Source organism: Methylomonas rivi (assembly GCF_024505165.1).
Lineage (GTDB): Bacteria > Pseudomonadota > Gammaproteobacteria > Methylococcales > Methylomonadaceae > Methylomonas > Methylomonas rivi.
Genome location: NZ_JANIBK010000096.1, coordinates 1 through 15,052 on the forward strand (window position 1 = coordinate 1; position 15,052 = coordinate 15,052).

Genomic DNA, 15,052 nt, shown 5'->3' on the forward strand with positions numbered 1-15,052 from the left:
TGAGTCAATACCTAATATTTATAAAGAACTAAGATACTTTTCTAATAATAGCTTCCGCAATATTTGCAGGTGCTTCGTTATATTTTTCAAACTGCATACTGTATGTTGCTCTTCCTTGAGTTGCCGACCTCAAATCGGTTGCGTAACCGAACATCTCAGCCAACGGAACCTCGCATTCAACCGCCTTACCAGCGGGAACATCCGCCATGCCATGAATTACGCCTCTACGTCGATTGATATCTCCGACAACCTCACCCATATAATCCTCTGGAGTCACTACTTCAACTTTCATAATGGGTTCCAGCAACACAGGTTTTGCAGTTTCCGCCCCATCCCTGAAGGCAATCGATCCTGCAATTTTGAAAGCCATTTCATTCGAATCCACATCATGATAAGACCCATCGAACAAACTAACTTTTACATCTACTACAGGGAAGCCGGCTATTATGCCATTTTCCATTTGTTCTTGTATGCCTTTATCTACCGCAGGTATAAATTCTTTTGGTATTGAACCACCCACCACTTGATTTTCAAAGACATATCCGCTACCTAACTCCCTCGGCTCTATGCGCAACCAGACATGCCCATACTGGCCACGCCCCCCTGTTTGCCTAATAAATTTCCCTTCGCATTCCACTGTCTTTTTAATAGTCTCGCGATAGGCCACCTGCGGCGCGCCCACGTTGGCAACCACGTTAAATTCCCTTTTCATTCTATCGACTATTATTTCCAGATGCAGCTCACCCATCCCGGAAATAATGGTTTGCCCAGACTCGCCATCCGTAGAAACCCTAAAAGACGGATCTTCCTGAGCCAACCTGGCTAGAGCGCTTCCCATCTTGTCTTGGTCGGCTTTTGTTTTCGGTTCCACGGCTATTGAAATCACCGGCTCCGGGAACTCCATTTTCTCCAGCAAGATGGGAGCATCCATCGCGCAAAACGTGTCACCCGTGGTTACATCCTTCAAACCGATTACAGCCGCAATATCTCCAGCCCGAACTTCTTTAACCTCTTCGCGACTATTGGCGTGCATTTGCACGATTCGACCAACGCGCTCTCTTTTTGCTTTTGCCGCGTTCAATATCGCGTCTCCGGACGCCAACACCCCAGAATAAACCCTGAAAAATGTCAAAATCCCAACGAAGGGATCCGATGCGATTTTAAATGCTAGCGCCGAAAACGGCTGATCATCACTGGCCAAGCGTAATTCCTGGGATTCGACGCCATCAACAAATCCTTTTATCGCCGGCTTATCGACTGGCGACGGCAAATATTCAATTATTCCATCAAGGACGCATTGAATGCCTTTGTTTTTAAAGGCCGATCCACAATAAACAGGAACCAGATCAGTCCGCAAAACCTGCAATCTAATGCCCCGCTTAATCTCTTCAACCGACAAATCCCCGTCTTCGAGGTATTTTTCAGTCAACTGCTCGGAACCCTCTGCCGCTATCTCAACAAGTTTTTCCCTATACTCCTGAGCTTCTTTCAGCAAGCTTGCCGGAATTTCCCTTTCTTCATGGGTAACACCTAAATCCGACTGCCCCCAATAAATCGCCTTCAGACTTATTAAATCTATAACACCTTCAAAAGACTCTTCTGCGCCAATAGGCAGTTGCATGGCTACAACAGAGGCGCCGAGCCGGCTATTGATTTGCCTTACCACACGCAAAAAATCCGCCCCCGTCCGATCCATCTTATTGACGAAAGCCAATCGCGGCACATGATATTTATTGGCCTGGCGCCAAACCGCTTCCGATTGAGGCTCGACACCACCAACAGCGCAAAACACCGCGCACGCACCATCAAGGACCCGCAGAGAGCGCTCAACCTCAATCGTAAAATCAACATGGCCCGGCGTATCAATAATGTTGATACGGTGCTGAGGATACTGCTTATCCTTACCAGACCAAAAGCACGTTGTAGCGGCGGAAGTAATGGTTATCCCCCGCTCTTGCTCTTGCTCCATCCAATCCATGGTGGCAGCCCCATCATGCACTTCGCCGATCTTGTGCGAAACACCGGTGTAAAACAAGATACGTTCGGTTGTTGTTGTTTTTCCGGCATCAATATGAGCCATTATCCCTATATTTCGATAAAGCTCGATTGGCGTATTCCGTGCCATCACAACAACCTAAATTTACTAATGCTTACCAGCGGTAGTGCGCAAAAGCTTTATTCGCTTCAGCCATTCTATGCGTATCTTCACGTTTTTTAGCCGCAGCTCCGCGACCTTCGGAAGCATCTAGCAATTCGCCCGCCAACTTAGAAGCCATGGTTCTTTCATTACGTTTTCTAGCCGCATCAATCAACCAACGCATTGACAAAGCAACGCGTCTAGCCGGACGAACCTCGACCGGCACTTGATAAGTTGCACCGCCCACACGGCGCGACTTCACCTCAACCCGAGGCTGAACATTTTCAAGCGCCTTAGCAACCAATTCCAAGGATTCCTTATGGCCTTTGCTTTCAATAACATCCAAAGCTCCATAAACAATTTTTTCAGCAACTGATTTCTTACCGTCCTGCATGATCATATTCATGAACTTAGACAGCATGTCGCTACCGAAACGCGGATCAGGATTGATTACACGTTTTGCTGCTACTCTTCTTCTAGACATTTATTACCAGCCCTTATTTTTTAGGTCTTTTCGCGCCATACTTGGAGCGACCACACTTTCTATCTTTTACACCGGAAGTATCCAGACTTCCCCGAACAACGTGGTACCGCACACCCGGCAAATCCTTAACACGGCCGCCACGGATCAACACCACAGAGTGCTCCTGCAGATTATGCCCCTCGCCACCGATGTAACTACTCACCTCGGCACCGTTGGTCAACCTTACCCTTGCCACTTTACGCAGCGCCGAATTCGGCTTTTTAGGCGTTGTGGTATAAACACGGGTACACACACCTCTTCTTTGAGGACATGCTTCCAATGCAGGAACATTGGTTTTTTCGATTTTTTTAGCGCGAGGCTTACGGACCAACTGATTGATCGTGGCCATTCTTAATTACTCCGATATGCAATTTGTAACAAACAAAAACCCGCAAACAAGCTAATCGCAGGCCACGGTTGCCAGACCCAAATCTCTTGACTCATGTGAGCAGAGCATAATACCCCTACTTCCCTACACGGTCAAGAAGTTTTAGTTATTTTTACTCTATATTTAATGCCTGCTTTAAGGCCTCTTCCACATCGACAGCCTCTACAGCACTCATTGCTGCGTCACTTTCAGTAACTGCGTCGATCGATCTTCTTTTGCGCCGCTGCTCATGATAAGCCAAACCTGTACCGGCCGGTATCAGCCTGCCCACAATAACGTTTTCCTTCAATCCATTCAAACTATCGCTGATACCCCTAACCGCGGCATCGGTAAGAACACGGGTCGTCTCTTGGAAAGAAGCGGCCGAGATAAAGGATTCGGTAGCCAGCGATGCCTTAGTAATCCCCAATAGCATGGATTCGTAACTGGCGGGAATTTTACCGTCTCTTTCGGCCTGATCATTGACCGCATTCATCAAGCTGCGCTCAACCTGCTCGCCCTTAACAAAGTCTGTTTCACCCGAAGCAGTGATCTCAACTTTGCGCAGCATTTGACGAATAATCGCTTCAATGTGCTTATCGTTGATTTTCACCCCTTGTAGGCGGTAAACATCTTGAATTTCCTTAACCAGATAATCGGCCAACTCTTCGATACCTCTGAGCCGCAAAATATCGTGAGGAGTCAATTCGCCTTCCGCGATCGTTTCTCCTTTTTCGACGAACTCACCCTCAAACACGGTGATATGACGCCATTTTGGTATCAACGTTTCATATTGCTCGCCTTCGGCATCGGTAATGATAACCCTTTGTTTGCCCTTCGTCTCTTTACCAAAGGAAACCATACCGGTCGCTTCCGCCAGAATAGCAGGATCTTTGGTTTTGCGCGCCTCGAACAAGTCGGCAACCCGCGGCAAACCGCCGGTGATGTCGCGTGTTTTACTGGATTCCTGCGGAATCCTGGCCAAAACGTCACCAACCCTCACCTCTCCACCGTCTTTCACCCCGACGATAGCGCCGGCAGGCAAAAAGTATTGCGCGGGAATATCCGTACCTGGCAAATTAATCAGCCCGCCATGTTCATCGATCAACCGCACCATCGGCCGCAGTTCCTTACCGGCCGAGCTTCTTTGTTTAGGATCGGTGACGACGCGCGACGTCAAACCAGTCACTTCGTCCGATTGCTCTTGTACGGTGACACCGTCGATAAAGTCATGCAACTGAATGAAACCGTCCACCTCGGTAATGACCGGATGCGTATGAGGATCCCAATTAACAATAATATCGCCGGCTTTTACGGCGCTACCGTCTTGAATCGACAGCACCGCTCCATAAGGGATTTTGTAACGCTCTCGCTCCCGACCGTAATCATCCATAACACCCACTTCACCGGACCGGGAAACAGCTACCAGATTATTCTCTCTGTTTTTGACGGTTTTCATGTTATTCAGCTTCACGGAACCGGCAGATTTGACCTGAACATTGCTGACCGCCGCCGATCTGGATGCCGCGCCGCCGATATGGAAGGTACGCATGGTCAGCTGGGTGCCGGGCTCGCCTATGGACTGCGCCGCGACGACACCGACCGCTTCGCCGATGTTCACCAAGTGTCCCCGACCTAAGTCACGGCCATAACATTTGGCGCAAACACCTTGGCGCGATTCACACGTAATCACGGAACGGACGATCATTTTATCGATGCCGTTTTCTTCCAATACGGACACCAAATTTTCATCGATCATCGTACCGGCCGGAATCAAGACCTTGTCGCTACCCTGCTCGGTCACATCGACAGCCGCTACACGGCCCAATACCCGCTCAACCAATGGCTCGACAACGTCGCCGCCTTCGATGATAGGCATCATGGTTAAACCGTTTTCGGTACCGCAATCGGTCTCCGCAATTACTAAGTCCTGCGCCACATCCACCAGACGCCGGGTTAGATAACCCGAGTTTGCGGTTTTAAGCGCGGTATCCGCCAAGCCTTTACGAGCGCCATGGGTAGAAATAAAGTATTGCAGTACGTCCAATCCTTCACGGAAATTCGCCGTAATAGGCGTTTCGATGATGGAGCCGTCCGGCTTCGCCATCAAACCACGCATACCCGCCAACTGCCTGATCTGCGCCGCGGACCCCCGCGCTCCTGATTCAGCCATCATGAAGATTGAGTTGAACGATTTCTGCGTCAGCAATTTGCCGTTTTCATCCTTCAGCGCATTGCCTTTCTCATCCACGACCACATCTTCGCCCAAGCCTTCCATCATGACTTTAGCCACTTGATCGTTGGCGCGCGACCAAATATCGACAACCTTGTTGTAACGCTCGCCGTCGGTTACCAAACCGGAGGAATATTGATTCTGGATTTCATTCACTTCGGCTTCCGCGGATCGAATGATATCGGCTTTTTTAGCCGGAATTTCCATATCTTCGATACCAAAAGACACACCGGAGCGCGTTGCATACCGGAAGCCCAGATACATGATCTGGTCCGCCAAAATAACCGTTTCCTTGATGCCCAGATAGCGATAGCTATAGTTGATCAGTCTGGAAATATTCTTCTTGGTCATATCGACGTTGACCAATTCATAGGGCATGCCATCGGGCACGATGTCCCAGATGATTGCCCTGCCAACCGTGGTTTTCTTTCTGCTGATAATGGATTCAAATTCGCCATCCGCATTTTTTAATTTTTCGGTAACACGAATTTCAATTTTACTTTGCAATTCAACGGCCTTGCTATCCAGCGCCTTCATCATCTCAGCCGAGTCGGTAAAGATACTGCCTTCACCCTTGGCGTTCATTTTCTCGCGACTGATGTAGTACAAACCCAAAACGACGTCTTGTGAAGGGTTAATAACCGGCTCGCCGTTGGCTGGCGACAAAATATTATTGGTCGCCATCATCAGGGTACGCGCTTCCAACTGCGCCTCAATGGATAACGGAATATGCACCGCCATCTGGTCGCCATCGAAGTCCGCGTTAAATGCGCTACACACCAAAGGGTGCAACTGGATGGCCTTTCCCTCAATCAAGGTAGGCTCAAACGCCTGAATACCCAATCTATGTAATGTCGGCGCGCGATTCAGTAATACCGGATGTTCACGGATCACTTCTTCCAGAATGTCCCATACCTCGGCGCCTTCCCGCTCCACCATTTTTTTGGCGGCTTTGATAGTCGTAGCCAAACCGCGCAATTGCAATTTACTGAAAATAAACGGCTTGAATAATTCCAAGGCCATTTTTTTCGGCAAACCGCACTGATGCAATCTTAATGTCGGACCGACCACAATAACTGAACGGCCGGAATAATCGACCCGTTTACCTAACAGGTTTTGACGGAAACGGCCTTGTTTGCCCTTGATCATATCAGCCAAGGATTTCAAAGGGCGTCTATTGCTGCCGGTAATCGCGCGGCCGCGGCGGCCGTTATCCAACAACGCATCCACGGCTTCTTGCAGCATGCGTTTTTCGTTGCGGACGATGATATCCGGCGCGTTCAAATCCAACAAACGCGTTAGACGATTGTTTCTATTGATAACCCGGCGATATAAGTCATTCAGGTCGGATGTGGCAAAACGGCCGCCATCCAACGGCACCAACGGACGCAACTCGGGCGGCAATACAGGCAACACCTGCATGATCATCCATTCCGGACGATTGTTTGACGCCAATAACGAATCGATGACTTTCAGGCGCTTGGAAAACTTCTTGATTTTGGTATCCGAACTGGTCGAATTGATCTCTTCCCGCAGGGTATTGATCTCTTCTTTCAGATCGATCGATTTCAGCAAGTCATAGACCGCTTCCGCGCCCATTTTGGCCACGAAATCATCGCCGTGCTCCTCAACCGCATTCAAGTACTCTTCGTCCGTCAGCAATTGACCTTTTTCCAAAGGCGACATGCCGGGATCGGTAACCACGAATGTTTCGAAATACAACACCCGCTCTATAGAACGTAGCGTCATATCCAACAATAGAGCGATCCGGGACGGCAGGGATTTCAAAAACCATATGTGCGCAACCGGACTCGCCAGTTCTATATGCCCCATTCTTTCCCGGCGCACTTTAGACAGCGTGACTTCCACGCCGCATTTTTCGCAGATGACGCCCCTATGTTTTAGGCGCTTGTATTTTCCGCACAAGCACTCGTAGTCGCTGATCGGTCCAAAAATTTTGGCGCAAAACAAGCCATCTCTTTCCGGCTTGAAAGTACGGTAATTGATGGTCTCCGGCTTTTTCACCTCGCCGTACGACCATGAACGAATCATGTCCGGCGAAGCCAAGCCAATTCGGATAGTGTCAAAATCATCGGTACGACCTTGACGCTTTAAGAAATTCATTAAATCTTTCAAGAGTTTATCCTCTTTAAATGTTACCCATAATTGCCCGGAACTCAGTTATAGCGTTTGAAGCAGGTTATTCCTGCCCCATTTCGATATTAACCGCCAACGAACGTATCTCCTTAATCAATACGTTGAAGGACTCCGGCATACCGGCTTCCATTGTGTGATTACCATCGACGATGTTTTTATACATCCGGGTTCTACCGGTGACATCGTCCGACTTGACGGTGAGCATTTCCTGCAATGTATAGGCTGCGCCATAAGCTTCCAGTGCCCATACCTCCATCTCACCGAAACGTTGGCCGCCGAATTGCGCTTTACCGCCTAACGGTTGTTGAGTAACCAAACTGTAAGGCCCTGTTGAACGCGCATGCATTTTGTCGTCCACCAAGTGGTTCAGTTTCAGCATATACATATAACCGACCGTCACTTCCCGCTCGAAAGGCTCACCCGTCAAGCCATCGTACAAGACAGTTTGACCATGCTCGGGTAAATCGGCCAAACGCAACATGGTACGAATGTCTTCTTCGGATGCGCCGTCAAATACCGGTGTTGCCATGGGCACGCCGCCCACCAGATTCAACGCCAATTCAAGGATCTCTTTATCGGAAAACGACACCAAGTCTTCTTTCCTGCCGCTGCAGTTATAGATTTTTTCCAGAAACTCGCGAATCTCATTGACCTTGGCCTGCATTTCCAACATTTTGCCGATCTTGATACCCAATCCTTTCGAGGCCCAACCCAGATGCGTTTCCAACACCTGACCGACGTTCATCCGGGAAGGCACACCCAACGGATTCAGTAAAATGTCGACCGGGTTACCGTCGGCAGTATAAGGCATATCTTCAATCGGGACGATTTGGGAGATAACCCCCTTGTTACCGTGCCGGCCCGCCATTTTATCGCCGGGTTGAATGCGTTTTTTAACCGCCAAATAGACCTTGACCATTTTCAAAACACCCGGGGCCAAATCGTCACCCATGGTGATTTTTTTCTTTTTGGTTTCGAAACGCTCGTCAAATTCCTTACGCTGCTGTTCAACCTGCTCCGCAACAGATTCCAATTGCACATTAGCATCTTCATCCTGGGTTCTGATCTTCAGCAATTCGGAATGCGTCAGACCATCCAAATATTCGGCCGAGATTTCTTCGCCTTTTTTCAGACCGTTCGGACCTTTTTCGGCTTTTTTACCGGTCAACAAAGTTTTAACGCGGGCAAAAATATCGTGCTCAACAATTTTTAGCTGATCATCCAAATCCTTACGGTAACGCTTGATTTCGGCCTCTTCGATTTCTAATGCGCGTTTGTCCTTTTTAACCCCATCGCGGGTAAAGACCTGCACATCGATGACGGTCCCTCTGACGTTATTCGGCACCCGCAGCGAAGTATCTTTTACATCGGCCGCTTTTTCACCGAAAATCGCCCGCAGCAGTTTTTCCTCGGGGGTCAACTGGGTCTCGCCTTTCGGCGTCACTTTACCCACTAAGATATCGCCGCCTTTGACTTCGGCGCCGACGTAAACGATGCCGGATTCATCCAATTTGGACAGCGCTTCCTCACTGACATTCGGAATATCGGCGGTAATTTCTTCCGGACTGTGTTTGGTTTCGCGTGCGACACAGGTTTTTTCTTCGATATGAATGGTTGTGAATCTATCTTCCTTCACAACCCGCTCGGACACCAAAATAGAGTCTTCGAAGTTATAGCCATTCCAAGGCATGAACGCGATCAACATATTTTGACCCAATGCCAACTCGCCTAAATCGGTGGATGGACCATCGGCCAGGATATCGCCCTTGGTGACTATATCGCCCAACTTGACCAAGGGTCTTTGGTTGATACAGGTGTTTTGGTTGGAACGGGTGTATTTGATCAGGTTGTAAATATCCACGCCGGGCACGCCAGGAATGGTTTCATCGTCATTGGCCCTGACCACGATACGGCCGGCATCGACGGCTTCGATTGTACCGCCACGAGTCGCAACCACAGCCACGCCCGAGTCCTTGGCAACGACCCTTTCCATACCGGTTCCGACGAGCGGTTTTTCAGCGCGTAAGGTCGGCACGGCTTGACGTTGCATGTTGGATCCCATCAAGGCCCGGTTGGCGTCGTCATGCTCAAGGAACGGAATGATGGACGCCGCGACGGATACGATCTGCTTTGAAGACACGTCCATGTATTGCACGGTATCGGACGACGCCAAGGTAAACTCGTCCTTGTAACGGCAAGACACCAAGCCTTCGACTAATTTTCCATTTTCATCGACGGCCACACTGGCCTGCGCAATGACGAACTCGCCTTCCTCAATCGCGGAAATATAATCCACTTGATCGGTCACCAAGCCATTGATAACCTTCCGGTACGGCGTTTCCAAGAAGCCGTATTCATTGGTACGCGCATACACGGACAATGAATTGATCAAACCGATATTCGGCCCCTCTGGCGTCTCGATCGGACACACCCGGCCATAATGGGTGGTGTGTACGTCCCGTACCTCGAAACCGGCTCGCTCGCGCGCCAAACCGCCCGGACCCAGCGCAGAAACACGGCGTTTATGGGTGACCTGCGACAGCGGGTTGTTTTGATCCATAAACTGCGACAGCTGACTGGAACCAAAGAATTCTTTTACCGCGGCGGAAACCGGTTTGGCATTGATGATCTCTTGAGGCATCAAGCCTTCCGAGTCAGCCAGGGTCAAACGCTCTCTGACCGCGCGCTCTACCCGCACCAAACCAATGCGGAATTGGTTTTCGATCATTTCACCGACCGAGCGCACCCGTCTGTTGCCCAAATGGTCGATATCGTCGACTACGCCGTTGCCGTTTCTAATCTTGATCAATTCCTTCAAGACATCGATGATGTCTTCCTTGCTCAAGGTTCCGGTACCCTCAATTTCGTCGCGGCCCAAACGGCGGTTGAATTTCATCCGGCCCACGGCCGACAAATCGTAACGCTCGTCGGTAAAAAACAAATTTTCGAACAGATTCTCGGCCGATTCCACAGTGGGCGGCTCGCCAGGACGCATCATGCGGTAAATTTCGACCAAGGCTTCCAAGCGGTTGGTCGTGGTGTCCAATCGCATGGCATTGGAAATATAGGGGCCGCGGTCTAAATCATTAACATATAGCGTATTGATTTCGCCGACATTAGCCTCGATCAATTTTTGCAAAAGCGGCTCGGTAATTTCATCGTTGACATTGGCGATCAATTCGCCGGTCGACTTGTCGATGATGTTGTGCCCCAGAATTTTTCCGTAAAGATAATCCCTGGGCACTTCGATTTCCGTGACGCCGGCTTTTTCCAATTGACGGATGTGTTTAGCCGTAATACGACGGCCTTCTTCGATAAGAACGGCGCCGTCATGCTTGATGTCGAATACCGCCATTTCACCGCGCAACCTGTCCGGTATGACGTGGAACATGAACTTATCGGCATCCAACGAAAACTTGTTGGTTTCGAAGAAAATATTAATCATTTCTTCGTTGTCGTATCCCAAGGCGCGCAACAAAATGGTTGCGGGAATTTTCCGGCGTCTGTCTATACGCACATACACGGCGTCTTTATGATCGAATTCAAAATCCAGCCATGAGCCACGGTAGGGGATCACTCGCGCATTGAATAACAACTTACCGGATGAGTGGGTTTTACCCTTGTCGTGGTCAAAAAACACCCCAGGCGAACGATGTAATTGCGAAACGATAACGCGCTCGGTACCATTGATTACAAAGGTGCCGTTATCTGTCATCAGAGGCAACTCACCCATGTAGACTTCTTGTTCGCGAATATCTTTTACGACTTTAGTATTAGCCGGCGCATCCTTGTCGTAAATCACCAGCCGCACCAGCACTCTGAGCGGAGCGGAATAAGTAGCGCCGCGTTGCTGGCACTCTCTTACATCGAAAGCGGGTTCCCCCAAGCGATATTTCACATATTCAAGCACGGCATAACCCGAGTGGCTGACCACTGGAAATACGCTTGAAAATGCAGCATGCAAGCCTTGATTACGCCTTTTTTCGGGCTGCATGCCCGATTGCAAGAAACTTGCATACGAATCAATTTGTGTTGCCAAAAGATAAGGAACGTCCAGTACTTCGGAACCTTTCCCAAAATTATTACGGATACGCTTTTTTTCGGTAAAAGAATAGGCCATATTGCTTCTATACCTTCGTCGTCAGAGATTATTTAGTACTGCTTAGTCATACAAGCAGTAAAAGGCCGACGGTAAAAATACCGTCAGCCCGGTTTGGTAGGCTTATGCCTGATATGCGGTCAAGATACTTATTTGATCTCGGCTGTTGCGCCTGCGCCTTCAAGTTCTTTTTTGGCAGCTTCCGCTTCCGCTTTGCTTACGCCCTCTTTTACAGTGGTCGGTGCACCTTCCACGGCGTCTTTGGCTTCTTTCAAGCCCAAGCCTGTCAGGCCGCGAACCGCTTTAATGACTGCTACTTTGTTTTCGCCGAAACCGGTCAGGATAACGTCGAATTCGGTTTGCTCTTCAACTACGGCAGCAGCAGCTGGCGCAGCAACAGCGACCGCAGCCGCGGCGGAAACGCCGAATTTTTCTTCCATCGCTGAAATCAGATCAACGATTTCCATCACAGTCATGTTTGCAACTGCATCTAAGATGTCTTGTTGTGAAATTGCCATTGTGTATTCCTCTAAAATTTAATGCGTATTAACTAGTTGACGCGAAATTATGCCGCTTCTCTCTCATCTCTAAGTGCAGCCAGCGTGCGAGCCAGTTTCTCAACCGGCGCTTTCATGACCGACATCAGCATGCTGATACCTTGATCACGCGTTGGCAATCTCGCCAAGCGCTCAAGCTCTGAACCATCAAATGCTTGTCCGCCAATTGCTACAACTTTCGCAATCAGATTTTTATGCGTTTTTGCGAATTCATGAACCAAGCGCGCAGCGCAGCCAGGATCTTCCATTGAAAACGCAAGAATGAGAGGACCAACCAGTCCTTCCTGCATGCATTCGAACTCAGTTCCAACGACCGCGCGTTTTGCCAGTGTGTTTTTGACCACTCGCAAATATACGCCCGTTTCTCTCGCGGTTTTCCGCAGCTCGGTAAGCTCGGTAACGGTCAAACCACGATATTCCGCAGCGATTGCGGAATGAGCTTTAGCGGCGAATTCAGCAACTTCCTCTACGACAACTTTTTTGCTATCTAAATTGAGTGCCACATCTACCTCCGGTAGTTTCCTGAAATCAATCAGGAGCTATGAAACGCATCTTGCGATGCCCCTACGGTTTCTTTCACCTATTGGTTCCAGCACCCGCCTGCGTAGGATAATTAAGCCTTAGGCACCTACGGTCTTTGACGGTTGCCGAAGTAACGGCAACCCAAAGTTTTTTGTATTTAGATTTCGAGACTGGTTTGATCAATCCACAGACCCGGGCCCATGGTTGAAGACAGCGAAATTTTTTTCAGATAAACGCCTTTAGCCGCTGTTGGTTTGGCCTTTTTCAAGTCAGCAATCAGAAATTCCAGGTTTTGTTTGATGGCATTTTCATCAAACGACACTTTGCCAATTGAACAGTGAATAATACCCGATTTATCGGTACGGTATCTAACCTGGCCTGATTTGGCGTTTTTCACGGCAGTAGCCACATCGGGAGTAACCGTGCCAACTTTCGGGTTGGGCATTAAGCCTCTTGGCCCCAGGATTTGACCTAATTGTCCGACCACGCGCATGGCGTCCGGCGAAGCAATAACCACATCAAAATTCATCTCGCCGCGTTTAACTTGTTCCGCCAAGTCATCCATACCGACCACATCCGCGCCCGCCTCTTTGGCTGCATCCGCATTTGGGCCTTGCGTAAACACTGCCACGCGGACCGTTTTTCCCGTACCGTTTGGCAACACTGAAGCGCCGCGTACGTTTTGATCGGATTTGCGCGGGTCAACGCCTAAGTTAACGCTGACATCGAGCGACTCATCAAATTTGCTGTTGGCAAATTCTTTTAACAGGCTCACAGCTTCCGCTACCGAATATTGCTTGCTTCCGGAAACTTTCGCTTTGATCGCTTTTGCTTTTTTGCTAATTTTTGCCATTACACGCCCTCCACGTTCAAACCCATGCTGCGAGCGCTTCCCGCAATGATTCTGATCGCCGCATCCATATCGGCAGCATTCAAATCTTCCATTTTGGTTTTGGCGATTTCTTCCAATTGCTCACGAGTCACGGTACCTACTTTGTTTGAATTAGGCTTGCTGCTACCGCTCTTGATGCCTGCCGCTTTTTTCAACAAGATCGACGCTGGTGGGGTTTTGGTGATGAATGTAAAACTTTTGTCACTGTAAACAGTAATAACAACAGGCAGAGGAAGGCCTTTTTCTACTTCCTGAGTGCGAGCGTTAAATGCTTTACAGAATTCCATGATATTCACGCCGCGTTGACCCAGAGCCGGACCGACTGGTGGACTCGGATTTGCCTCGCCTGCTTTTACCTGCAGCTTAATATACGAATCGATTTTTTTTGCCATTTTCTACTCCAACACGGGTGCAAACGCTTTTAAGCTCCCCAACAAACAAAAATCCCTGCCACCTAAAATGACAGGGATTCATTAATTAAATTTTTACGATGTTATGCTTTTTCAACCTGTACAAATTCAAGCTCGACTGGCGTTGATCGACCAAATATTAAAACCGAAACTCTAAGACGGCTTTTCTCGTAATTAACTTCCTCAATACTACCGTTGAAGTCTTTAAACGGACCATCAATAATGCGCACAACCTCGCCGACCTCAAATAACACTTTGGGCCTAGGCTTGTTAAAACCTTCTTCTACTCTATTCAGGATAGCCATCGCTTCCTTATCCGTAATTGGAGAAGGCTTATCCGACGCACCACCGATAAAGCCAAGCACTCTCGGAACATTTCTCACCAAATGCCATGTTTCATCATTCAATTCCATTTGAACCAGCACATAACCGGGAAAAAACTTTCGCTCGCTTTTACGTTGCTGACCCATTTTCATTTCAACAACTTCTTCGGTTGGCACCAGAATCTTGCCGAAATACTCTTCCAAGCCATCGCGTTTAATCCGCTCTTCTATCGCTTGCTTGACCTTGTTTTCGTAATTCGAGTACGCATGTACTACATACCAACGTAGCGCCATTATTGTATCCCCTGACTCATCAGAAGCTGTATAGCCCAAAATAAAAACATGTCTAACAACCAGAGAATCAATCCCACGATGAATACCATTGCAAAAACTAACAATGTTGTCCGCACAGTTTCATCGCGCGTCGGCCAAACAACCCGCCTTACTTCCAACTTGGCTTCGTGCATAAACTGCCAAACAGCTCTACCTTTTGCGGTGGTAAAGCACATACCAATAGCCATGGATACAATTACTACCAAGCCTAAAACCCGGTACAGCAGCAGCAAATCCGAGAAGTGGTAGAACGCAACCACGCCTGCGATTATAACCAGCGGGCATAAGACCAGTTTCACAATATCGGTTACAGAAGCAACCTGTTCTGCTTGTGCGTTCATTTTTCTACTTGGGAAATATTTGGATAATCTTCTGAATGGCAGGCCAGGAGGGACTCGAACCCCCAACTTGCGGTTTTGGAGACCGCTGCTCTACCAATTGAACTACTGACCTATTCAGAAAAAACTACTAAAAGGTTCCTTTCTATTATTCGATAATA

The 15,052-nt window shown here is 48.7% G+C and carries 11 protein-coding genes and 1 tRNA gene; all 12 read right to left on the reverse strand.

The annotated features are described in order from the left end of the window. Positions 1 to 28 precede the first annotated feature (28 nt). Positions 29 to 2,125 carry an elongation factor G gene (gene fusA, locus NP596_RS14945; protein WP_256616185.1) on the reverse strand — a complete coding sequence of 699 codons (2,097 nt, stop codon included), beginning with the start codon at positions 2,123 to 2,125 and terminating at the stop codon, positions 29 to 31. 25 nt (positions 2,126 to 2,150) lie between these two features. Beyond that, the gene (rpsG, locus tag NP596_RS14950; protein WP_256616186.1) at positions 2,151 to 2,621 is read right to left on the reverse strand and encodes a 30S ribosomal protein S7; all 471 of its coding nucleotides are present in this window, start codon (positions 2,619 to 2,621) and stop codon (positions 2,151 to 2,153) included. A gap of 13 nt (positions 2,622 to 2,634) precedes the next feature. Beyond that, the gene (rpsL, locus tag NP596_RS14955; RefSeq protein WP_013820393.1) at positions 2,635 to 3,009 is read right to left on the reverse strand and encodes a 30S ribosomal protein S12; all 375 of its coding nucleotides are present in this window, start codon (positions 3,007 to 3,009) and stop codon (positions 2,635 to 2,637) included. Between the two features lie 151 nt (positions 3,010 to 3,160). Next, the gene (rpoC, locus tag NP596_RS14960) at positions 3,161 to 7,396 is read right to left on the reverse strand and encodes a DNA-directed RNA polymerase subunit beta' (RefSeq protein ID WP_305891787.1); all 4,236 of its coding nucleotides are present in this window, start codon (positions 7,394 to 7,396) and stop codon (positions 3,161 to 3,163) included. A 64-nt stretch (positions 7,397 to 7,460) separates the two neighbouring features. Continuing rightward, the gene (gene rpoB / locus NP596_RS14965; protein WP_256616187.1) at positions 7,461 to 11,537 is read right to left on the reverse strand and encodes a DNA-directed RNA polymerase subunit beta; all 4,077 of its coding nucleotides are present in this window, start codon (positions 11,535 to 11,537) and stop codon (positions 7,461 to 7,463) included. A gap of 128 nt (positions 11,538 to 11,665) precedes the next feature. Next, positions 11,666 to 12,034 (reverse strand): 50S ribosomal protein L7/L12, encoded by a 369-nt coding sequence (gene rplL / locus NP596_RS14970; protein WP_256616188.1) that lies wholly within the window; start codon positions 12,032 to 12,034, stop codon positions 11,666 to 11,668. 47 nt (positions 12,035 to 12,081) lie between these two features. Beyond that, the gene (gene rplJ / locus NP596_RS14975) at positions 12,082 to 12,576 is read right to left on the reverse strand and encodes a 50S ribosomal protein L10 (RefSeq protein ID WP_256616189.1); all 495 of its coding nucleotides are present in this window, start codon (positions 12,574 to 12,576) and stop codon (positions 12,082 to 12,084) included. A gap of 176 nt (positions 12,577 to 12,752) precedes the next feature. After that, the gene (gene rplA / locus NP596_RS14980) at positions 12,753 to 13,448 is read right to left on the reverse strand and encodes a 50S ribosomal protein L1 (RefSeq protein ID WP_256616190.1); all 696 of its coding nucleotides are present in this window, start codon (positions 13,446 to 13,448) and stop codon (positions 12,753 to 12,755) included. Then, on the reverse strand, positions 13,448 to 13,879 hold the full coding sequence (gene rplK, locus NP596_RS14985) for a 50S ribosomal protein L11 (protein WP_256616191.1): 432 nt from the start codon (positions 13,877 to 13,879) through the stop codon (positions 13,448 to 13,450). The genes rplA and rplK overlap by 1 nt, the downstream gene beginning before the upstream one ends. A gap of 101 nt (positions 13,880 to 13,980) precedes the next feature. Continuing rightward, positions 13,981 to 14,514: a transcription termination/antitermination protein NusG gene (gene nusG / locus NP596_RS14990; protein ID WP_256616192.1), complete on the reverse strand. Its 534-nt coding sequence runs from the start codon at positions 14,512 to 14,514 to the stop codon at positions 13,981 to 13,983. Next, on the reverse strand, positions 14,514 to 14,894 hold the full coding sequence (gene secE, locus NP596_RS14995; RefSeq protein WP_256616193.1) for a preprotein translocase subunit SecE: 381 nt from the start codon (positions 14,892 to 14,894) through the stop codon (positions 14,514 to 14,516). The genes nusG and secE overlap by 1 nt, the downstream gene beginning before the upstream one ends. A gap of 36 nt (positions 14,895 to 14,930) precedes the next feature. Beyond that, a tRNA-Trp gene (locus tag NP596_RS15000) sits at positions 14,931 to 15,006 on the reverse strand. Positions 15,007 to 15,052: the final 46 nt, after the last annotated feature.